Annotated in this window: 23 protein-coding genes and 2 pseudogenes; 11 read left to right on the top strand and 14 right to left on the bottom strand. The window is 61.0% G+C overall.

What is annotated here, in order from left to right; all coding sequences use genetic code 11:
* The first annotated feature begins 150 nt into the window (after positions 1-150).
* The gene (locus HU806_RS17475) at positions 151-816 is read left to right on the top strand and encodes an FKBP-type peptidyl-prolyl cis-trans isomerase (protein WP_186612744.1); all 666 of its coding nucleotides are present in this window, start codon (positions 151-153) and stop codon (positions 814-816) included.
* Positions 817-872: 56 nt separating this feature from the next.
* On the opposite strand, the gene HU806_RS17470 is transcribed toward HU806_RS17475, so the two are convergent.
* The 8 genes and pseudogenes from HU806_RS17470 to HU806_RS26515 form a co-directional block, all read right to left on the bottom strand.
* Positions 873-1331, bottom strand: a complete 459-nt coding sequence (locus HU806_RS17470) for an Rsd/AlgQ family anti-sigma factor (RefSeq protein WP_039590209.1) — start codon at positions 1329-1331, stop codon at positions 873-875.
* 176 nt (positions 1332-1507) lie between these two features.
* Positions 1508-2050, bottom strand: a complete 543-nt coding sequence (locus HU806_RS17465; RefSeq protein WP_186612742.1) for a disulfide bond formation protein B — start codon at positions 2048-2050, stop codon at positions 1508-1510.
* Positions 2051-2281: 231 nt separating this feature from the next.
* Complete coding sequence (locus HU806_RS17460; RefSeq protein ID WP_186612740.1) at positions 2282-3529, bottom strand: heme biosynthesis protein HemY; 1248 nt, start codon at positions 3527-3529, stop codon at positions 2282-2284.
* Positions 3526-4656 (bottom strand): uroporphyrinogen-III C-methyltransferase, encoded by a 1131-nt coding sequence (locus HU806_RS26525; RefSeq protein WP_346657182.1) that lies wholly within the window; start codon positions 4654-4656, stop codon positions 3526-3528. Before HU806_RS26525 ends, HU806_RS17460 begins: the two co-directional genes overlap by 4 nt.
* Before the next feature lie 36 nt (positions 4657-4692).
* Positions 4693-5439 (bottom strand): annotated as a pseudogene (locus HU806_RS26520) (uroporphyrinogen-III synthase); the annotation flags it as partial.
* Complete coding sequence (gene hemC, locus HU806_RS17450) at positions 5436-6377, bottom strand: hydroxymethylbilane synthase (RefSeq protein WP_186612736.1); 942 nt, start codon at positions 6375-6377, stop codon at positions 5436-5438. The gene hemC and the pseudogene HU806_RS26520, both read right to left, overlap by 4 nt.
* 125 nt (positions 6378-6502) lie before the next feature.
* Positions 6503-7249, bottom strand: a complete 747-nt coding sequence (locus tag HU806_RS17445) for a LytR/AlgR family response regulator transcription factor (RefSeq protein ID WP_186612734.1) — start codon at positions 7247-7249, stop codon at positions 6503-6505.
* Positions 7246-7395, bottom strand: a pseudogene (locus HU806_RS26515) (sensor histidine kinase); the annotation flags it as partial. The gene HU806_RS17445 and the pseudogene HU806_RS26515, both read right to left, overlap by 4 nt.
* 310 nt (positions 7396-7705) lie before the next feature.
* On the opposite strand from HU806_RS26515, the gene argH reads away from it, so the two are divergent.
* The gene (argH, locus tag HU806_RS17440; protein WP_186612732.1) at positions 7706-9100 is read left to right on the top strand and encodes an argininosuccinate lyase; all 1395 of its coding nucleotides are present in this window, start codon (positions 7706-7708) and stop codon (positions 9098-9100) included.
* Positions 9101-9209: 109 nt separating this feature from the next.
* Here the strand turns inward: argH and HU806_RS17435 are convergent, their stop codons facing one another.
* The gene (locus HU806_RS17435) at positions 9210-9869 is read right to left on the bottom strand and encodes a glutathione S-transferase family protein (RefSeq protein WP_186612730.1); all 660 of its coding nucleotides are present in this window, start codon (positions 9867-9869) and stop codon (positions 9210-9212) included.
* 124 nt (positions 9870-9993) lie between these two features.
* Here HU806_RS17435 and HU806_RS17430 point away from each other — a divergent pair, with 124 nt between their 5' ends.
* From HU806_RS17430 to HU806_RS17420, 3 genes are all read left to right on the top strand, one after another.
* On the top strand, positions 9994-10278 hold the full coding sequence (locus HU806_RS17430) for a hypothetical protein (RefSeq protein WP_186612728.1): 285 nt from the start codon (positions 9994-9996) through the stop codon (positions 10276-10278).
* A 148-nt stretch (positions 10279-10426) separates the two neighbouring features.
* The gene (locus tag HU806_RS17425) at positions 10427-10672 is read left to right on the top strand and encodes a TIGR02647 family protein (protein WP_150724924.1); all 246 of its coding nucleotides are present in this window, start codon (positions 10427-10429) and stop codon (positions 10670-10672) included.
* Positions 10673-10852: 180 nt separating this feature from the next.
* Positions 10853-13696: a class I adenylate cyclase gene (locus HU806_RS17420; RefSeq protein ID WP_186612726.1), complete on the top strand. Its 2844-nt coding sequence runs from the start codon at positions 10853-10855 to the stop codon at positions 13694-13696.
* A 6-nt stretch (positions 13697-13702) separates the two neighbouring features.
* On the opposite strand, the gene rnk is transcribed toward HU806_RS17420, so the two are convergent.
* From rnk to cyaY, 3 genes are all read right to left on the bottom strand, one after another.
* Positions 13703-14113 (bottom strand): nucleoside diphosphate kinase regulator, encoded by a 411-nt coding sequence (gene rnk, locus HU806_RS17415; RefSeq protein WP_186612725.1) that lies wholly within the window; start codon positions 14111-14113, stop codon positions 13703-13705.
* Positions 14114-14223: 110 nt separating this feature from the next.
* Entirely contained in the window at positions 14224-14454 is a 231-nt protein-coding gene (locus HU806_RS17410; RefSeq protein ID WP_186612723.1) for a DUF1289 domain-containing protein, read from the bottom strand.
* Between the two features lie 4 nt (positions 14455-14458).
* On the bottom strand, positions 14459-14791 hold the full coding sequence (gene cyaY / locus HU806_RS17405; RefSeq protein WP_186612721.1) for an iron donor protein CyaY: 333 nt from the start codon (positions 14789-14791) through the stop codon (positions 14459-14461).
* Positions 14792-14975: 184 nt separating this feature from the next.
* Between cyaY and lptM the strand changes: the two genes are divergently transcribed.
* The 6 genes from lptM to HU806_RS17375 are packed head-to-tail and all read left to right on the top strand — an operon-like array spanning position 14976 to position 19588.
* The gene (gene lptM / locus HU806_RS17400; RefSeq protein ID WP_186612719.1) at positions 14976-15155 is read left to right on the top strand and encodes an LPS translocon maturation chaperone LptM; all 180 of its coding nucleotides are present in this window, start codon (positions 14976-14978) and stop codon (positions 15153-15155) included.
* A 9-nt stretch (positions 15156-15164) separates the two neighbouring features.
* Entirely contained in the window at positions 15165-16412 is a 1248-nt protein-coding gene (lysA, locus tag HU806_RS17395; protein WP_186612717.1) for a diaminopimelate decarboxylase, read from the top strand.
* Positions 16413-16416: 4 nt separating this feature from the next.
* Positions 16417-17247 (top strand): diaminopimelate epimerase, encoded by an 831-nt coding sequence (gene dapF / locus HU806_RS17390; RefSeq protein ID WP_186612715.1) that lies wholly within the window; start codon positions 16417-16419, stop codon positions 17245-17247.
* 13 nt (positions 17248-17260) lie between these two features.
* Positions 17261-17986 (top strand): DUF484 family protein, encoded by a 726-nt coding sequence (locus tag HU806_RS17385; protein WP_186612712.1) that lies wholly within the window; start codon positions 17261-17263, stop codon positions 17984-17986.
* A gap of 1 nt (position 17987) precedes the next feature.
* Positions 17988-18887 carry a tyrosine recombinase XerC gene (gene xerC, locus HU806_RS17380; protein WP_186612710.1) on the top strand — a complete coding sequence of 300 codons (900 nt, stop codon included), beginning with the start codon at positions 17988-17990 and terminating at the stop codon, positions 18885-18887.
* Positions 18884-19588 (top strand): HAD family hydrolase, encoded by a 705-nt coding sequence (locus tag HU806_RS17375; protein ID WP_186612708.1) that lies wholly within the window; start codon positions 18884-18886, stop codon positions 19586-19588. The genes xerC and HU806_RS17375 overlap by 4 nt, the downstream gene beginning before the upstream one ends.
* Positions 19589-19679: 91 nt before the next feature.
* Here HU806_RS17375 and sutA read toward each other — a convergent pair whose 3' ends face one another.
* Complete coding sequence (sutA, locus tag HU806_RS17370; RefSeq protein WP_186612706.1) at positions 19680-20003, bottom strand: dormancy-specific transcriptional regulator SutA; 324 nt, start codon at positions 20001-20003, stop codon at positions 19680-19682.
* A gap of 101 nt (positions 20004-20104) precedes the next feature.
* Entirely contained in the window at positions 20105-20530 is a 426-nt protein-coding gene (locus tag HU806_RS17365; RefSeq protein WP_030138180.1) for a secondary thiamine-phosphate synthase enzyme YjbQ, read from the bottom strand.
* Positions 20531-20590 lie beyond the last annotated feature (60 nt).

Genomic DNA, 20590 nt, shown 5'->3' with positions numbered 1-20590 from the left:
CTGCTGCAACCGCCGCTAGGGCATGTTGACACTACTCATGGCGTTGCGTTGCACGAGACAAAAAATCTTCTGCGCCGTCGCCAGGGCAACTCGCTTTTATTGATATCGGCACTGGCATAATCCCTCGAATCGAGGCCGGAGAAAGTACACATGTCGCGTCACCTTTTTTTACTTCTTTGCATGGTTTGCCCCATGGCTCAGGCCGCCGAAAAAACCAACGCAAACGATGCGCGCGACCTAGCCTACAGTCTCGGCGCAAGCCTGGGCGAACGCCTGCGCCAAGACGTGCCCGACCTACAGATACAGGCTCTGGTCGAAGGTCTGCAACAAGCCTACCTCGGCAAGCCATTGGCCCTGGAGGACGAACGCATCGAACGAATCCTGGCCGAACACCAGGCGCAACTGACGGCGCAGTCAGCAACACCGCAAGAAGCAATGGCGCTGAAGACCGAGCAGAAATTTCTCAGCGAGGAAAAAAACCGGCCAGGCGTCCAGCAACTGCCGGACGGCATTCTGCTGACCGAACTCAAGTCAGGCAGCGGCGCGAAAGCCGGACCCCACGGCAAGGTCCAGGTGCGGTATGTCGGTAAATTGCCTGACGGCACCGTATTCGATTCCAACCATCAAGCGCAGTGGTTCAACCTCGACAGCGTGATTGATGGTTGGCGCAGTGCGCTGCCACAGATGCCGGTGGGCGCGAAGTGGCGGTTGGTGATTCCTTCAACCCTGGCCTATGGCGCCGAAGGTGCCGGGGACGTGATTCCGCCGTTCACGCCACTGGTGTTTGAAATCGAGTTGCTCGGCGCGACGACCTGAATCCTTGAACGAAAAACGGCGCGCAATGCGCACCGTTTCCTGTTACCGCGATTCCCTCAGGCCTGGACCGCAGCCTCTTCCTTGTGGGCGTTGTGCAGCACTTCGATCAGGCAGTCTTCCAATTCGAAACGCTCATGCAGCAAGCCGCCCAGTTCCTTGAATTTTTCCGCTACGCATTTGCCTTCGTCGCAGAGGTCATTGAACGCCAGGAGCTTCTCGGTGATGACATCGATGCGTGGATAAATCGTATCGGCCAGTTCCAGGCCACGCTTGTCGTTGAAGGCCTTGGCCTCGCCCGTCAGTTGCTCGTATATCTCGAAATGACCAGCAGACACATAGTCCACCAGCACACCGCAAAATTCTTGCAGCGGCTTGCGACTTTCACTCAGTGCCTCAGGCTTGTCGCCAAGAGCATCATAGGCTCGAACCAGTTCGTGACGCTCCTGCAACCAGCGGTCGATCAGCAGATGAACTCCACCCCAGCGTTCCTGAGCATTCTGACAACTTTCGAGCATGGCGATTTCTTCCCTTCTGAGTCATGCCCCTCGCAGTCTGAAACACGCCTGTATGAACAGGGGCAAGCCAGACACAACATGATCGAGTGGCATGATTCCAATGATACGTGCGGGCCAGATTATGCCCGCACGACAGCTGCTTCAAGGTACGCAGGAGATAAAGTTCATACAAGTGTTTAATCCAGCACCCGGACCAACTGCGACGTCTTGCCGCTAAAAGGCCGTAGCAGGGCATTCCAGGCCAGGCGCAACAGCAGGTAGGTCATCGAAACAGATAGGGCGAGAAAAAACAGCAGGCTCCATTCGGGAACGCTCAGATCGAACAACGTCCAGGTGATGTTCGTACAGTCGGACGCGCCATTGGCAACGTGACGCATGGCGTGCCACCAGGAATCTGCCCCCCTCAAGTGGGTAATGCAGTCAGGCAAAAGCTCATCAAAATCGGTCTGCGCCAGAACATTGCGCCACGCCAGGACCAGCCCTGCCGACGCGAAAATCACCGCCATTGCCGCATAAACCATGCAGCCCCTTCGCCCTGGGCCATGTACGCATGCACCAAGGCAATTCATCAGGAACAGCATCAGGCATAACCGCTGCAGAATGCACAGGCTGCAGGGGGAGAGGCCGACCGCGTATTCCAGATAACTGGAAACGCTCAAAGCCAAGGCTGCTGCGATGGAAGCCATGAGAAACAAGAAGCGTGAGCTGGCCAAAGACATGGCGGTTCCGTAACAGGAGAGACAAGCTGTTACGGTAGAGGAAAGCCCTCAGGCCTTTCAAGGCAGGGCGTTGCGGAGAGTTCGCCAGGGGTGTAGGGAATACCCGACAGACATCATGGGACTTGGCGTCATCAGCCGTAGGACTTTGCTGAAGGCACGCCGAAAGCCCCTAAATCAGACGAAATTCACGCCTCCCCGCTAACAGTGCCTTCGCCACAAACAACATCCGTCTCAAGTGGCCAGGACTTGGGACGAAACCGGCAAGGGCGCCGCCAGCAAGCGTTCATCCAGCAATCCCAAGCCCTCCTGGAACAACTGATTACTACGCTCGGCATCCCCCAGCTGTGCCAGCAACCGGGCCAGCTCCGCACACGCCTCGGGATTGCGCTGGGCCCGCAGGCTGCTTTCGAGATAATCCCTGGCCTTGCCCCACAAACTGTTTTGCAAGCACAGGCGCCCCAACGTCAGGAGCAGGCTCGGATCGTTCGGATGATCCTTGAGCCAGCCCTCGGCAGCTTGCAGTTGCCGGATCGGATCACCGCCACGAACCAAACCGTACAAACGCGCCAGGTGGCTGTCGTAATGGCGCTTGAGCGCGGCCCGCAACACCTCTTCGGCTTCCATTTGGGCCCCCAGTTGCCGAAGTTGCTCGGCATAGGCCAATACCAGTGCCGGCTCCTGGCGCTGGGCGGAGGTCAGCTGTTGCCAGGCGCGGCTGAGCGATTGCAAGCCGACGCTGCCGTCGGCTTCGCGTTGAGCCGCCAGGGTGAGGTTCTCGCCCCAGGCCCGACGCTCCAGTTCCGCCAGTTCGGCTGCGGGCAGGACCTTGTCCTTGCGCAACTCCGGCAACAGCCGGATCACCGCCGACCAATCCCCGCGTTGCTGGTGCAGTCGCTGGAGTTGGCGCAAGGTCTGGGCGTTATGGGGATGACGTTCGTGCATGGCTTGCAGCGTGCTCAACGCACCATCGGTGTCGCCCCGATCCGTCTGCAGTTGCGCATGCGTCAACGCAATGGCCAGCTCAGCCTGGGGCTGACGCTCCAGGGCACGCTCCAGCAGACTGTCGCTTTGCTCGTAGAGGCCCTGCTCATTGGCCGCACGGGCGGCACCGAGGTAATACAGCAAGGGTTGGCGCTCGGCTTCGGCGGCACGATGCAAATGTCGCTGGGCGCTGGCCCAGCGCCCTTCGGCCAGATCCAATTGGCCGTGTTCGATCGCCACTTGCACGCGACGACTGCGGTTGCGTCGCGACCATGGGTTGACCACCCCGGTGGAAGTGGTCACCAGCCCGATCAACGCACTCACGCCCCGCCACACCAGCCAGAGCACCGCCACCAACGCCAGGGTGACCCAGAGTCCGGCTTCGTAACGGAAATTCTTGTACGCCACCAGCACGTAACCCGAATGCTCGGCAATCGCCATGCCGAGCACGGCGGCAACAGCGATGACGACGAACAGAATCACGTAGAGGCGTTTCATGGCGTGATCTCCTGCTCGCCCGCCTTGGGCATCGGCTTGACCGATTCCTCGGCATTCACATTGCGGCGCTCAAGATAGGCCTGGACGGCGCTCAGGGTGCCGGTCAGGTCCGGCGTGACCACGGTCACTGGCGACTTGCTCAGTTCAACGACTCGCTCAAGCATGACTTTGCTCTGCGGGTTGTCCTGATTGAAATTGTTCGTAAGCACGTCACGAGCTTCGGCCAGCGCCTGGGTATACACCGCTGCCTGGCCGTTGAGGGCGGCCCATTGCGCCTGCTCCAGCGCCAGGCTCAAGGCCAGGCGCACCTGCATCAGGCTCTGCCCGGCCAGGAGCGGGCGGACGTTTTCGTCGGCATTGAAATCGATGCGGATGTAACGCGAGATTCGATCCCACCACTGCGCCCACCGGCTGGCGCCATCGCCATCGGCGGTCAGGCCCAACAGCGATTCACCGCGATCCTTGTATTCGGGAGCCACCTCCGAAAGCTGCAGCACCTGGTCACGCAGGGCACCCAGTTGCAGGAACAGTCCGGTGCGATCCGGTTGTTCGGTACTGCGCAGCGCGGCAAGGGTCTTGGCCAACTGCTCGCGAGCAGCGAACGAGCCCGGGTCGTTCTGTTCGCGCAGGATTTCGTCCGCGCCCTGGACCAGCGCCTGAGCGCTGCTGATGTCCTGGAGGGCGGAAAGACGCAGGCTGGCCAGGCGCAACAAATGCTCGGCTTCGGCCAGGCGCCAATCCTTGCGGCTGGCACCGAGCACGGTTTCCAGGCGCTGATCGAGGCGTTGCTGGTCGCCTTGCAGCTGGGCGACCTGGCGCCGCCGCTCTTCCAGCTCTTGCGCCGGTGGCAGTTGCTCCAGGCGCTCACTCAGGCGTTGATCATTGAGCTTCAGGCTCTGTGCCTGGTCATTGAGCGCCTGGACCTGGGCGGATTGCTGTTGGGTGTTGGCTTGCAGGTGACGCACTTGCCAGATGCCCCAACCACCCACCGCTACGCCAGCGGCGCCCAACAACAACGCGACAATTGCCAGCCCGTTGCCGCGACGCGGCGCCATAGGGGCCGGCGTTTCAATCGGAGCTTCGATCGCTGGCTGGTCTTGATCTTTTGGCAAGGCTGTTTCGCTCACGTATCCATCCTTTGCATTAGAAAACGGCACGGACTGTTCCCGTAAAGCCGCCAGCAAAGCCGCGGCGCTGGCGCCACGGCAATCCACAACTGTCCGGGCCCCGGCGGCACGCGCCAACTCGGCGACCCTGGGGCTTGGAACAAACAACGGTAGCCGCGCCAGGGCGGGCCACGCTTCACCGGCAAGCCGGTGCAGATGCTCGAAGCTCTGCCCACTGCTGACCACCAGCGCGTTCAGGCGTTCCGCTTCAACCTTCGCCGGCAACTCACCTTCGTGGTAATGCGGCAGGCCGCGCCGGTACAGCTCAAGATAATCGACACTAGCACCTTGCTCGCGCAAACGCTCCGCCAGCAAGCCGCGCCCGCCTTCACCACGCACGATCAAGACACGGGGCTCGGGCCGTTCGATAGCCTCCCGCAACGCTGCAAGTTCAAGCAAGGCTTCGCTGTCATCGCCGTTATCAGGATAAGAAACGCTCAGGCCGGCGTCGGCAAGAATTTGCCCCGTCGCGGCCCCTACGCTGAACCATGGCAGCTGCGGCGGATGCGACCCGTGTTGGCGCAACAGCTCCACGCACAGACGCGCGGCAGGTTTGCTGACCACAATCACCGCACAATACTGATCCAGCGCCTTGAGCATGGCGAGCCCGGACTCGGACACGGGGATCGGCTCGATATCCAATAACGGCAAGCTGCTGCTATAGACCCCCGCTCGCGCCAACACCGCCGCCAGGGCCGAAGATTCGTCCGCCGGCCGGGTGAGCAGCAGCCGCCACCCCGTCACGCGTGACCTGCCTCGCCGTAGACCTTCTTGAGGATTTCGTCGGCGCCTTGGCTCAACAGGTCTTCGGCGACCCGTACACCCAACGCTTCGGCGTCGCGGCGCGGCGCCCGTGCCTCGGCGCTGAGCAGTAGTTCACCGCTCGGATCGCCCACCAGGCCGCGCAACCAGACCTGCTCTCCTTCAAGCACGGCGTAGCAGGCAATCGGTACCTGGCAACCGCCGTTCAGATGCTTGTTCAGGGCTCGCTCAGCGAAGACTCGCACCGCGGTGTCTTCATGGTGCAGCGGCGCCAGCAGGGCATGGATTTCGCTGTCCGCGCTGCGGCACTCGATACCCACCGCGCCCTGTCCACCGGCGGGCAGGCTGTCATCGACGCTGATGGCGGAGGTGATGCGGTCCTCGAAGCCCAGGCGTATCAAGCCGGCGGCGGCCAAGATGATCGCGTCATACTCACCGGCATCGAGCTTGGCCAGGCGCGTGTTGACGTTGCCTCGCAGGAAACGGATCTGCAGGTCGGGACGACGGCTCAGCAATTGGGCCTGGCGACGCAGGCTGGACGTGCCCACCACGCTCCCGGCAGGCAGCGCTTCCAGGCTGGGGAATGTATTGGAGACGAATGCATCGCGCGGATCCTCCCGCTCGCAAATACAGAAAAGGCCCAGGCCTTCAGGAAAGTCCATGGGCACATCTTTCATGGAATGCACGGCAATGTCGGCTTCGTTGTCCAACAAGGCGGTCTCAAGCTCCTTGACGAACAGGCCCTTGCCACCAATTTTCGACAGCGGCGAGTCCAGCAGCTTGTCGCCGCGACTGACCATGGGCACCAGCGTCACGGTCAGGCCTGGATGGGCGCTCTCGAGGCGGGCTTTGACGTATTCGGCCTGCCAGAGGGCCAGGGCACTTTTACGGGTGGCGATGCGGATCTCGCGAGGGGACATGGATCAATCCGTACTTAAAAGATACGGCAGATAATAACAGCTCAACCAAATCCGCTTTGACTTGAATCACGACGCCGATGCCTCCCTGGCCGCCAGTCCCGAAAACACATCGCTTTGGAAAAATACTAGAGCTGCTGCATCATTTTGCGGACGCCCGCCACATGTCGCCGGCTGACAATCAACGCATCGCCGTTGAGCCCCTTGAGATAAAGCTGGAAATGCCCCAGGGGGGTGCGCTGCAAACGTTCGATACGTTCACGAGCCACCAAGGCATTGCGGTGGATGCGCACGAATCGCTCGCCGAACTCATCTTCAAGTGCCTTGAGCGGCTCGTCCAGCAGCACTTCGCCGCTTTCATGGCGCAAGGTCACGTATTTATGGTCCGCGATAAAATAGACCACCTGGTTCAAGGGGATCAGCTCGATCCCCTTGCGAGTCCGCGCGCTGATATGGCTGCGCGGACCGCTGCCGCTTTCCGCAGCCGGACGCGTGAGCGCTGCCAGTTGCGTGCGGTTAGGCCGTTCTGCCTTGCGCAGCGCCTCTTCCAGAGCCTCGGCAGAAACCGGCTTGATCAAATAACCCACGGCACCGGCCTGCAACACCTCAGGAGGAAAATCGTCCCGAGTGGTACAGAACACCACCGCAGGCGGTGACTCTCGTTCGCACAGCTTTGCCGCAACCTGCAAGCCGTCCAAGCCAGGCATGCGAATGTCGAGCAGCACGATATCCGGTTTGTGGCTGTCGATAAGGGCCAATGCCTCTTCGCCATTGGTGGCGCTCGGCTCCAGGACACTGTAACCCTCGAGTTCACCGAGCGTTCGGCTCAGGCGCTCGCGGGCCAGTGGTTCGTCGTCAACGATCAGGACATTCATATTGCGCTGGATTCCTGCGTGAGTCTCGCACAAGGATAGCGTAGACAGGGGAAGTGACATCCGTCACCGCGATCCACGCTAAGACTCGTTCGAGGGCCAAAAAGTGCCGCGAGGCGGTTGCCTATCTTTACCAGCGCTTGCCGACCGATGCTCGAGGCCTGTTGTCGCACAGCGTCGCCACAGGGATTGTGATCACTCGATCTGACCAATATGAGTACCCCCCTTCTTTATGGGTGCGTCCGATGCGTCCTGGATGAAAAAGCAAAACCCCTACCGTCCACTGTAGACGGTTGCCAAGACGATATTGCTCAATCGAAAAATAACCTTGTACAAAAAACCCGCTGCAAGCCGGCAAAAAAACCTGCCGACCAGTGCCAGCGCCAGCCCTGGCAACCCTGTTATCATCCGCCGCAGCCTTCAACCGCTAATTTTTTCCAGCCGATCACGAGCGAATTCATGAGCACTGACAAGACCAATCAGTCCTGGGGCGGCCGCTTCAGTGAACCCGTCGACGCCTTCGTCGCCCGCTTCACCGCCTCCGTCAACTTCGACCAGCGCCTGTATCGCCACGACATCATGGGCTCCATCGCCCACGCCACCATGCTGGCCAAGGTCGGCGTACTGACCGATGCCGAGCGCGACAGCATCATTGATGGCCTGAAGACCATCCAGGACGAGATCGAGGCCGGCCAGTTCGACTGGCGTGTCGATCTTGAAGACGTGCACATGAACATCGAGGCGCGCCTGACCGACCGCATCGGCGTAACCGGCAAGAAGCTGCATACCGGTCGCAGCCGCAACGACCAGGTCGCCACCGACATCCGCCTGTGGTTGCGCGATGAAATCGACCTGATCCTGGCTGAGATCACTCGCCTGCAAAAAGGGCTGCTGGAGCAAGCTGAGCGCGAGGCCGAGAGCATCATGCCGGGCTTCACGCACCTGCAAACCGCTCAACCTGTAACGTTTGGGCATCACATGCTCGCCTGGTTCGAAATGCTCAGCCGCGACTATGAGCGCCTGCAGGATTGCCGCAAGCGCACCAACCGCATGCCCCTGGGCAGCGCCGCGCTGGCGGGCACTACCTACCCGATCGACCGAGAATACACCGCACAGTTGCTGGGCTTCGACGCCGTGGGCGGCAACTCGCTGGACAATGTCTCGGACCGCGATTTCGCCATCGAATTCTGCGCCGCCGCGAGCATTGCCATGATGCACCTGTCGCGATTCTCCGAAGAGCTGGTGCTCTGGACCAGCGCACAATTCCAGTTCATCGATTTGCCTGATCGCTTCTGCACCGGCAGCTCGATCATGCCGCAAAAGAAAAACCCCGACGTGCCGGAACTGGTAAGGGGCAAGAGCGGCCGAGTGTTCGGCGCGCTGATGGGCCTGCTGACCCTGATGAAAGGCCAGCCGTTGGCCTACAATAAGGACAACCAGGAAGACAAGGAACCGCTGTTCGACGCCGCCGATACGCTGCGCGATTCGCTGCGAGCCTTTGCCGATATGATCCCGGCCATCAAACCCAAGCATGCGATCATGCGTGAAGCGGCCCTGCGCGGGTTCTCCACCGCCACCGACCTGGCTGACTACCTGGTGCGCCGTGGCCTGCCGTTCCGTGATTGTCATGAAATCGTCGGCCACGCCGTGAAGTACGGCGTGGACAACGGCAAGGACTTGGCGGAGATGAGCCTGGACGAGCTGCGCCAGTTCAGCGATCAGATCGAGCAGGACGTGTTTGCGGTGTTGACCCTGGAAGGTTCGGTCAACGCCCGTGATCACATCGGTGGTACCGCACCCGCCCAGGTGAAAGCCGCAGTCGTTCGAGGCCAGGCGCTGCTCGCCAGCCGCTGACGCCTGAAAGCTTTGCGGGCAAGCCCGCCCTCATATTGGCTCTTTGGTGAACAAAGGTCTGGTTGGGGGCGGTTTTGTCCGTGGCGGGACCCTTCAGAACAGCAAGCAATCACTTCCGGGCGGAAATCTTCGCCAAAAACGCTGGCATCTCTGCGTCCCGATCCGCTGCGATCCGTTGCACGTGCGGATTCTCTCCCAACAGCTCCATCAAGGCCCTGGCAGCGGGCATATCCGCCAGCAGGTCGACATCGAACACCTTCTTGCCCACCTGCAAGACCAGCGAAAGGCTGTAGTAAAAATACAGATCAGCGATGCTCAAGCTGTCTCCCGCCACGTAGGGGGCAAACTTGCCGTGCCGGCCGAGCGACGCAAACCCAAGCGACAGCTCGCCCTTGGATTTTTCCTTGATCGCGTCGGGCACCGACATGCCGAAAAACGCCTCGGGGTAACAGGCACGCCCGGGCAGCTCGATATACAGCTCGATTTCCCGGCACAACGCCAACACCTGGCCGCGCTCGAATGGATCGGCGGGCAACAGGGCCTTGCCCGGCTGGGTCTGCTCGATGTATTCCAGGATTACGCTGGTCTCATTGATAAACCCCTGTTCGGTCTTGAGCACCGGCACCTTGCCACGAGGGCTGATGACCAGCGCTTCAGGGGTCTGGCCGCCGTAGAACTGAACCTCTTCGAAGGGAAGTCCCTTCTCCAGCAGCGCCAGCTTGACCATGTTGTAATAATTGCTGACGGAAAAACCATAGAGCTTGAGCATGACATAGCCTCCAGGCCGTGCGGGGTTGGCAGCCTTGCGTTATAGACTGCCGGCGCGTTTCGTGCCAGGCGCATCACGCCGCTGAATGCAGGTAAACTGGCGGCCTTTCCTACAGGAGCCTGCCATGAGCGAGCCAACCGATATCGACAACGACGAAGAAGAGTTCGTCGAGAACACGCTGATCCAGGCCATCGAGAACCAGATCGAAAGCGACAACCCGCCAGCGGCCAAGGCCACGTTCAACAAGTTGACCCTGGTGGGTTATGAGCGCGAAGAGATCCTCAACCTGATGGCCCATGTGCTGGCGGTGGAAATCGACGCGATCCTGGAAGAAGACCGCCCGTTCAATACCCAATGGTACGAAGCCGCCTTGCGCGCCCTCCCCGAGATGCCGCCGGAAAAAAACTGAACCGCTTTTGTGGCGAGGGAGCAAGCTCCCTCGCCATAAGAGAATCGCTTTAAACAAAAAAAGCATGACACTGATACTGGACAGCTCGGCCGAGTGCGCTCACCTTAGTGGCGCTGTCGACCCAATTCCTAGAAAGTCTGGAGTCCTTATGTCGCTTACCCCTGAGCTGGTTGCCGAACTGGAAATCCTTGCACTCTTCAACCTGGACAGTTCCCAGGAAGGCCTGAAAATTCATCAGACCGCTGCCCCCAAAGCCATCGCCGCTGCCAAGCGCCTGTTTGAAAAAGACCTGATAGACCAACCCGATGGCGGTTATCTGACCAGCCTGGGTCGTGATGCCGCGCAAAATGTGCAAACGGTCTTGACGATACTCCGCGCCGAAGAAACCGCCTGAACTTTTTCCCCTCGCCCACGGAAATCCCTTTGCATCGGGATTTCCGCAGGCGCTTAGGCTTCGCTCGTAAAAAATTCTGACGCCACATCATTTTTCAGCTTAAGAATTCCGGGGACCGGGCGCTAACCTGCCATCACCTGTGTTTTCCCACGTCGAAGCCGCGAGCCGGTTTGAGCTGACATGACCCGTAACCACGAGATACGCCCCGATCTGGACGAGGGAATCGACCGCAAGGTCCTGAGCCAATTGCGCGCGCGTTTTCTCAAGCTCAATACCGGCCGGATGGAGCGTGCCCTGGAAGGATTGTCGACCCGCCAGCAAGGCGTGCTGACGCTGCTCCCGCTGTTCTTCCACGTCAATCATCCGCTGCTGCCCGGCTACGTCTCGGGCAGCACGCCCGCCGGCTTGTCCAATTACGAGCCCGACGCCAACGTCCTCACCGAGGCGCAACGGCTGACCCGTTCGTTTTCCTACAAGCCGCGCCACGGCAGCAACCCACCGCGCCCCATTCTCGGCCTGTTCTTGATGGGCAGCCTCGGCACCCTGGCCCAGGCCGACCAGAGCGACATGGACGTATGGGTATGCCACGGGCCGGACCTGAGCGACGATGAATTGGCAGAGCTGCGCAAAAAATGCCAGCTCCTGGAAGTCTGGGCCGCTACCCAAGGCGCCGAAGCCCATTTTTTCCTAATCGACCCGTCACGCTTCGTCCGCGGCGAGCGGGACACCCAACTCAGTTCGGACGACTGTGGCACCACCCAACACTACTTGTTGCTGGACGAGTTCTACCGCACGGCGATCTGGCTAGCTGGCCGTACGCCGATCTGGTGGCTGGTGCCGGTCTACGAAGAAGAAAACTACGAGCAATACACCCATACGCTGGTCTCCAAGCGCTTCATTCGCACGGACGAAACGCTGGATCTGGGGCATCTGGCCTACATCCCGCCTGGAGAGTTCATCGGCGCCGGGCTCTGGCAGTTGTTCAAGGGCATCGAATCGCCTTATAAATCGGTGCTCAAACTGCTGCTGACCGAGGTCTACGCCAGCGAGCACCCGGACGTGCGCTGCCTGAGCCTGCGTTTCAAGCAGGCGGTGTTCGCCAATCGCCTGGACCTGGACGAGCTCGACCCGTACATGGTGGTTTACCGCCGCCTTGAGGAATACCTCATCGCCCGCGGCGAACCGGAGCGCCTGGAGCTGATACGCCGAGCGCTGTACCTGAAGGTCAATCGCAAGCTCACCGGCCAAGCTCGCAGCAGCGGCTGGCAACGCAACCTGCTGGAGCGACTGGCCCGTGAATGGGGCTGGGATCAGCGGCAACTGGCGCTGCTGGACAGCCGCAGCCAGTGGAAAGTGCGCCAGGTCAGCAATGAGCGACGAGCGCTGGTCAATGAGCTGACCTACAGTTATCGCTTCCTGACGCAGTTCGCCCGCACCGAGAAAACCGTCAGCCTGATCAACAAGCGCGACCTCAACGTCCTTGGCCGGCGGCTGTATGCGGCGTTCGAGCGCAAGGCCGACAAAGTCGAGTTCATCAACCCAGGCATCGCCCCGGACCTGGCCGAAGACACGCTTACGCTGGTGCAGGCACCGAACAAGAAAGAGCCGGGACAGAACCAGTGGGGCTTGTACAACGGCAGCCTGAACGCCTTGGAATGGGAAAATTTCGCGCCGATCAAGCGCAGCCGCGAACTGCTCGAATTGCTCACCTGGTGCCATCGCAACGGCGTGATCGACAGCAGCACCCGCCTGGCGCTGCACCCCGGCGACAGCGACCTGAGCGAGTTCGAACTGTTCAACCTGCTGGGCAGCCTGCAACAATCCATCGCCCTGCCCCTGGCCACGGTGGACGAAGAACCGCTGCTCCGCGCCAGCGTACCCAGTGAAGTGCTGATTCTGGTCAACGTCGGTGTCGACCCACTCAAGCATCACCGCGACCTGAACATCCTGATGACCACCGAGCGCACCGATTCCCTGAGCTATGCCGGGGTTCGGGAAAACCTCGTGCTGACCCTCGACCAGGTCACGCTCAATAGCTGGAACGAAGTGCTGGTCACCCGTTTCGACGGCGAACACGCCCTGCTCGACTGCTTGCGCGATTACCTCAATGACCTGCCTGCCGCACACCCCCAGCCACGCTTGCAGGTACGCTGCTTCTGTCACAACCGTGCGCAATTCATCGCGCGACGGGTCGAAGAAGTCATCGAGACCGCCCAGACCCTGCTGCTGAGCAAGCTCAACTATCGCTATCTGCTCAAGGTCCAGCAGCACTTTCACGTGTTGGAGTTGGTTCCGGGCCAAGTCAATCACGTGGCGCTGGCCAGTCTGCCAGCACTGATGGATTACCTGGGCGAAGAACTGACCGCCTACAGCCCGCTGCACCTGGACTCGATGGCGCTGGAAGATCACGACGTGGCCCTCATCCTGCCCATGGGCCAGCCCGAGTGCATCCAGGTGTTCTACCGGGTCTATGAGGAAGAAGTCGAGCTGTACGTGCTCGATGAACTCAATGCTTTATGGCAGCAGCGCTTGCCTTATCACGATGAACAAAGCCTGCTGGTGCCGCTGCAACGCTTCCTGCAATCGGTGCTCTATCGCCGCGACGCGTTGCTGCCAATGGATGCTTCCCAGCCCCCGACGCTGGAGATCCTGCATTACCAGCTACTGCCTTCGGGCACCGGACGCGCCCGACGGGTCGAAGCGCGGCAAGCGCCGCAGACACCGGTCAACAAGCCTTTTTATGACGTACAAGCGATCATCGGCAAAGCGGCGCACGGGCAGGTGCACGTCACCCTTTATTGCGATCAGCGGGAGTTTTCAGAGTTGGAACATGGCGACCAACTGTTCCGCGTGGTCGCCAGGGAAATCGTCGGCCAGCGCCGTGAGGCCGAACGCTATCGTTGCTATATCACCGACCTGGACCTCTCGGGCCTGGTGGGCGACGGCGCCTGTTCAAGTATCTTGTTCCTGCGCTACAAGGCCGACCTGGAGCGGGCGCTGAACGAGGCATTGAATCAGGTCTGACGGGGTTCAGGACGGGAAGTCACCGCCATTGGCCGGCTGGGACTCGACTTCCAGCAACGTCAGCTTCAAGGTCTTGCCACCCGGCGCCGGCCAGTCGATGTGCTGCCCCACCTTCAAGCCCAGCAAGGCACTGCCCACCGGAGCCAGGATAGAAATCCTGCCCTCGTCGGCATTGGCGTCCTTCGGGTATACCAACGTCAGGTGGTAATCCTTGCCGCTGCTTTCCTCGCGGCAGTGCACACGCGAGTTCATGGTCACGACATCGGCAGGCACTTCATCGTGGCCGACCACGGTCTCGGCGCGATCCAGTTCGGTTTGCAATGCGATCACACCCGGAAGCGTTTCATCCAGGCTGTCGATCAAGCGCTCCAGACGTTGTACGTCCAGGCGAGTAAGGGTGATGGAAGGTGCGGTCATGATCCAGGCAGACTCCTTTCTTCTGCACGAAAAAAGCAAAACCCCGCCACATAACGACGGGGTTTTCACGGGCCTCGATGAGTTGAGGCGTTGCTGGACACTACCACAGCTCAATAAATATACAACCCAAGGGATTTGCGCTTGGCCGCCTCGGCACAGATCACCCGCCGACGCTCGTCATCAGCCGAGCGCCATTCACGGATATCCTCCACGTGCCGGAAACAACCGAGGCAGACTTTGTGCTCATCCAGCTTGCACACGCTGGCGCAAGGCGACGGGACGGCGGGGCTCACGTTGCTATAGAGCGGCTTGGCTGGCCGCACCGGGGTTGGCTGAGTCACGAAATCACAGTCCTTCGAACTCAAGCTCCACGCCCGCCTGCTCCCTGACGATGCGCTCGAGCATCTCGCCCAATTGCTCTTCGCTCTTGTCACACATCCAGCGCTCGCTTTTCTTGTCGTAGTCGAAATGAAAGCCGCCGGAGACCGCCGCCAGCCACAACTGCCGCAACGGCTCCTGGCGACTGAAGATCAACTGGCTGCCGTTTTCGAACTTGACGGTCAGAACACCAGCGGAGCTTTCCAGGTCGATATCCATGTCGCTGTCTTCGAAGATATCTTCCAGCTTTTCCTGGGTCGCATCGACCAGATCGTGGAAACGGGCTTCACTCAAACTCATTGCGGCAACCTCGAAAATGTCTGCTCATGCTCAAGCGCCGCAAGATACGGACGCTTCCCGGCGATTGCAAAGGATATACCGATTGACGACAGCAGCGCCGCCGGACGGGCGCCCCGTTGCATAGGCAAGCTGACGGGTGGCCGGTATACTCCGGCGCAATTAAAGCATTTTCAAGGATTTCGCCATGAAGCGCCTGATCTCTTCCCTTGCTGCGCTCGTCGCGGTTGCCTGCCTCGTGACAGCTTGTGGTCAAAAAGGTCCGCTGTATCTGCCTGATGACAGCAAGTCTCCCGAAGAACAGGCAGAACAGGCCAAGTCGTCGCAATCCAAGTCACATTCGCACGACACCCAAACTACCTACTAAGGGACCGCCATGGACGCTTTTAACTACCGTGGCGGGGAGCTGTTCGCGGAAGGGGTTGCCCTGTCCGCGATCGCCGAACGTTTCGGCACGCCGACCTACGTCTATTCCCGTGCCCACATCGAAGCCCAGTACGGGACGTTCGCCGATGCCCTCGAGGGCATGCCGCACCTGGTCTGTTTCGCCGTCAAGGCCAACTCCAACCTGGGCGTGCTCAATGTCCTGGCGCGCCTGGGTGCCGGTTTCGACATCGTCTCCGGCGGCGAGCTCGAACGGGTTCTGGCCGCTGGCGGCAGCCCCGACAAGATCGTCTTCTCCGGTGTTGGCAAGACCCGTGAAGACATGCGCCGTGCCCTGGAAGTTGGCGTGCATTGCTTCAACATCGAGTCCACCGACGAGCTGGAGCGCTTGCAGGTTGTTGCCGCTGAACTGGGTGTCCGCGCGCCGATTTCCCTGCGCGTGAATCCAGATGTCGATGCCGGAACCCATCCGTACATTTCCACCGGCCTGAAGGAAAACAAGTTCGGCATCGCCATTGCCGACGCCGAAGACGTGTACGTGCGCGCCGCCCAACTGCCGAACCTGGAAGTGTTGGGCGTCGATTGCCATATCGGCTCGCAGCTGACCACCCTCGAACCGTTCATCGACGCTCTCGACCGCCTGCTGGCCTTGGTCGATCGGCTCGGTGATTGCGGCATCTACCTGCGTCACATCGACCTGGGCGGCGGTGTCGGAGTGCGCTATCGCGACGAAGAGCCGCCACTCGTGGCCGACTACATCAAGACCGTGCGTGAGCGCCTCGAAGGTCGCGACCTGGCGCTGATGTTCGAACCGGGTCGCTACATTGTCGCCAACGCCGGCGTGTTGTTGACCCAGGTCGAGTACCTCAAGCACACCGAACACAAGGATTTCGCCATCGTCGACGCGGCCATGAACGACCTCATCCGCCCGGCGCTGTACCAGGCCTGGATGGACGTCACCGCCGTGCGTCCTCGCGAAACCGCATCCCGCAACTACGACGTCGTCGGACCGATTTGTGAAACCGGCGATTTCCTGGCCAAGGGTCGGGAGCTGGCGCTGGAAGAAGGCGACCTGCTGGCCGTGCATTCGGCCGGTGCCTATGGGTTTGTCATGAGTTCCAACTACAATACCCGCGGCCGCTGCGCCGAGGTGCTGGTGGACGGTGATCAAGCATTCGAAGTGCGTCGCCGCGAGACGGTAGCCGAGTTGTTTGCTGGCGAAAGCCTGCTGCCGGAGTAAAACCATGCTGCTGCGTTTTACCAAGATGCACGGCCTGGGCAATGACTTCATGGTCCTCGACCTGGTCAGCCAGCACGCGCACATCCTGCCCAAGCACGCCAAGCAATGGGGCGACCGGCACACCGGTATCGGCTTCGATCAATTGCTGATCGTCGAAGCGCCGAATAACCCGGACGTGGATTTCCGATATCGGATCTTCAACGCCGACGGTTCGGAAGTCGAGCAATGCGGCAACGGTGCGCGCTGCTTCGCCCGCTTCGTGCTGGACAAGCGCCTGACCGCCAAGCGGCAGATTCGCGTCGAGACCAAAAGCGGCATCATCGAACTGGATGTGCGCAGCGACGGCCAGATCGGCGTCAACATGGGCGCTCCACGCTTGGTACCGGCGGACATTCCCTTCCAGGCACCGAGCCAGGCCCTGAGCTATCAGGTGGACGTCGACGGTACCTCGGTGGAATTGGCGGCAGTGTCCATGGGCAACCCTCATGCCGTACTGCGCGTAGACGATATCAACAGCGCGCCGGTGCATGAGCTGGGGCCGAAGATCGAGCATCACCCGCGTTTCCCTGCCCGGGTCAACGTGGGCTTCCTGCAGATCATCGACCGCCACCGCGCGCAACTGCGCGTCTGGGAACGCGGGGCCGGGGAAACCCAGGCTTGCGGCACCGGCGCCTGCGCCGCCGCAGTCGCCGCGATCAGCCAAGGCTGGATGGATTCACCGCTGCTGATCGACCTGCCCGGCGGGCGCTTGTCCATCGAATGGGCAGGCCCAGGCCAGCCGGTGCTGATGACCGGCCCGGCCGTACGCGTATACGAAGGACAAGTTCGTCTTTGAGTGAGTCAAACCCATGACCGACAAGCCACAGGTTCCAGCCCCGCAGCCCGACGAATCCCCGAGCCAGAACCCTGAAGCCGCGGCAGTGGCCGCGTATCTGGAGGCTCATCCGGACTTCTTCGTCGAGCATGAAGATCTGCTCGCAACGATGCGCATCCCCCATCGGCGCGGCGACACCGTGTCGCTGGTCGAGCACCAGATGAAAATCCTGCGCGAGCGCAATATCGAAATGCGCCATCGCCTTTCGCACCTGATGGACGTTGCTCGCGACAATGACCGACTCTTCGACAAGACTCGTCGCCTGATTCTGACCTTGATGGACGCCAGCACTCTCGAAGACGTGGTGATGGGTGTCGAGGACAGCCTGCGGCAGGATTTCCAGGTGCCTTTTGTCAGCCTGATCCTGTTTGGCGAAAACGCCATGCCGGTGGGCCGCTGGGTGACCCACGCTGAAGCGCAGACGGCCATCGGCGGCTTGCTCACGGAAAACAAAAGCGTCAGCGGCAGCCTGCGCGAACATGAGCTGGACTTTTTGTTCGGCGAAGAACAGCGCAAGCAGATCGGCTCTAGCGCCGTCGTAGCCGTTGCCCATCAAGGCGTACACGGCGTACTGGCCATCGCCAGCCGCGATCCGCAGCACTATAAAAGCTCGGTGGGCACGCTGTTCCTGAGCTACATCGCCGAAGTGACCGGCCGGGTGCTGCCACGGGTGGCCGGCTCGCTACGCTCGGTACGCTGAGATGGAGCGGCAACTGGAGGCCTACTGTGAACACCTGCGCAGTGAGCGCCAGGTGTCGCCTCACACGTTGTCGGCCTATCGCCGCGACTTGGAGAAAGTGCTGGGCTGGTGCCGGAAACAGAACATCGGCAGCTGGTCAGCCCTGGATATCCAACGCCTGCGCAGCCTGATCGCTCGCTTGCATCAACAGGGGCAATCGTCCCGCAGCCTGGCACGGCTGCTATCGGCGGTGCGCGGCTTGTATCAGTACCTCAATCGCGAAGGCCTGTGCGATCACGACCCTGCCACCGGCTTGGCACCGCCCAAGGGCGAACGCCGCCTGCCGAAGACCCTCGATACCGACCGCGCCCTGCAGCTACTGGAAGGTGCCGTCGAGGACGATTTCATGGCGCGACGGGACCAGGCAATTCTCGAGCTGTTCTATTCCTCCGGATTGCGGCTTTCAGAGCTGACGGGGCTGAACCTGGATCAACTGGACCTGGCCGATGGCATGGTCCAGGTGCTTGGCAAGGGCAGCAAGACGCGTCTGCTGCCCATCGGCCGCAAGGCCCGCGAAGCCCTCGAGCTGTGGCTGCCGCTGCGGGCGCTGACCAACCCGGCCGACGACGCGGTTTTTGTCGGCTTGCAGGGCCGGCGCCTCGGCCCGCGGGCCATCCAACTCCGCGTCAAGGCCGCCGGCGAGCGTGAGCTGGGGCAGAACCTGCACCCACACATGCTCAGGCATTCATTCGCCAGCCACCTGTTGGAATCCTCCCAGGACCTGCGTGCCGTCCAGGAACTGCTCGGCCACTCGGACATCAAGACCACCCAGATCTATACCCACCTGGATTTCCAGCACCTGGCGACGGTCTATGACAGTGCCCATCCCCGGGCCAAACGCATCAAGGGCGACGAATCATGACCATCGAGCTCATCACTTTCGACCTGGACGACACGCTATGGGACACCGCCCCGGTGATCGCCAGCGCAGAAGCGGTCCTGCGCCAGTGGCTGACCGACAACGCGCCGGACCTGGGCGATTTTCCGGTGGAGCGCTTGTGGGCGATCCGCACGCAAGTGCTCAGCGAAGAACCGGACCTCAAGCACCGCATCAGCGCACTGCGTCGGCGAGTACTGTTCCGGGCGCTGCAAGATGCCGGTTACGACCAGTGGCGTGCCTCGGAGCTGGCAGACCAGGGTTTCGAGGCGTTCCTGCATGCACGGCATCAGCTGGAGGTCTTTCCCGACGTGCAGCCGACCCTGGAAATCCTGGCCAATCATTTCGCTCTTGGCGTCGTCACTAACGGCAACGCCGACGTGCGTCGCCTGGGGCTGGCGGACTACTTCAAGTTCGCCCTGTGCGCCGAAGACATCGGCATCGCCAAGCCAGACGCGCGGCTATTTCACGAAGCCCTGCAACGGGGCGGCGCCACGGCGCAGACGGCGGTGCACGTTGGCGATCATCCGGGTGACGACATCGCCGGCGCCCAACAAGCCGGCCTGCGCGCCGTGTGGTTCAACCCGACGGGCAAAGCCTGGGACGCCGATCACGCCCCGGACGCAGAGATCCGCAGCCTGACCGAACTGCCGGGATTACTGGCAGGGTGGCATAGCCAGCGCTGAACCCACTTGTGCAGGAGTCAGCCCGAAAACTTCAGCCCATGAAAAAGCCCGCAGCGACGGCGGGCTTTTTCAGCAAGCAAGGGGCAGATACTCAGATAGGGCGGCTACCGTACTTGTTGTCAGGCTTCTTGGGCGGATCGGCGACCACGTTGGCCTCCACTTCCTGCACCTTTCCGCCCCTGGCCAGGAATTCCTCCATGGCCTTGGCGAGCGCGTCACGCTCCTTGTTCTTGGCCTCTACGCTCGGCAACTCGTCGATCGATACCGCCGCCTTGGCCTTGCCTTTGGCGGTCGGAACCGGGACATCGGCACCGTCGTCTTCAACGACGTCTTCAGCCGCCGCTTCCAGGCCTTCTTCGGCCTCGTCTTCGTCACCTACTTCGAGGTCGTCGTTTTCCAGATCATCGTCGCTCATGTTCTACCTCATGACTTGCGAAAAGCAGATTAGTTATAGCCCAGCTTCGCCATCTGTCGAAGGCTGCCAGAAAAAATTCAACATCCGCCGGCAATCAGCGGTCATGCCCCTTCACCGTGCAAGGTGGCGAGGACTTTACGGGCACCGCCATGATCACGATGCTCGCCCAGATAAACACCTTGCCAGGTACCCAACGCCAACCGTCCCGCCGTCACCGGAAGACTGAGCTGACATCCCAGCACGCTGGCCTTGAAGTGCGCCGGGAGGTCGTCCAGGCCTTCGTCGTTGTGCTCATAGTCGGCGGTTCCTTGTGGGATCAGCCGATTGAAAAATCGTTCGAAGTCTCGACGTACCGCCGGATCGGCGTTCTCGTTGATGGTCAACGAGGCCGAGGTATGTTGCAGCCACAGATGCAACAGACCGACACGACATGCCTTGAGTTCAGGCAGGCCGGCGAGCAATTCGTCCGTTACCAGATGAAAGCCCCGGGGCCTTGCCCGCAGGGTTATCAGCGTCTGTTGCCACATACAGATCTCCGCACGTTCGGCGCGCATTCTAGCGCGCTCTGGGAAAAAACAAAGGGCCTA

Origin of the sequence: Pseudomonas sp. SWRI154 (genome assembly GCF_014268645.1) — a bacterium.
Taxonomy (GTDB): domain Bacteria; phylum Pseudomonadota; class Gammaproteobacteria; order Pseudomonadales; family Pseudomonadaceae; genus Aquipseudomonas; species Aquipseudomonas marvdashtae.
Note: the sequence above shows the minus strand (reverse complement) of the source record. Positions and strands in the feature narration are given on the sequence as shown.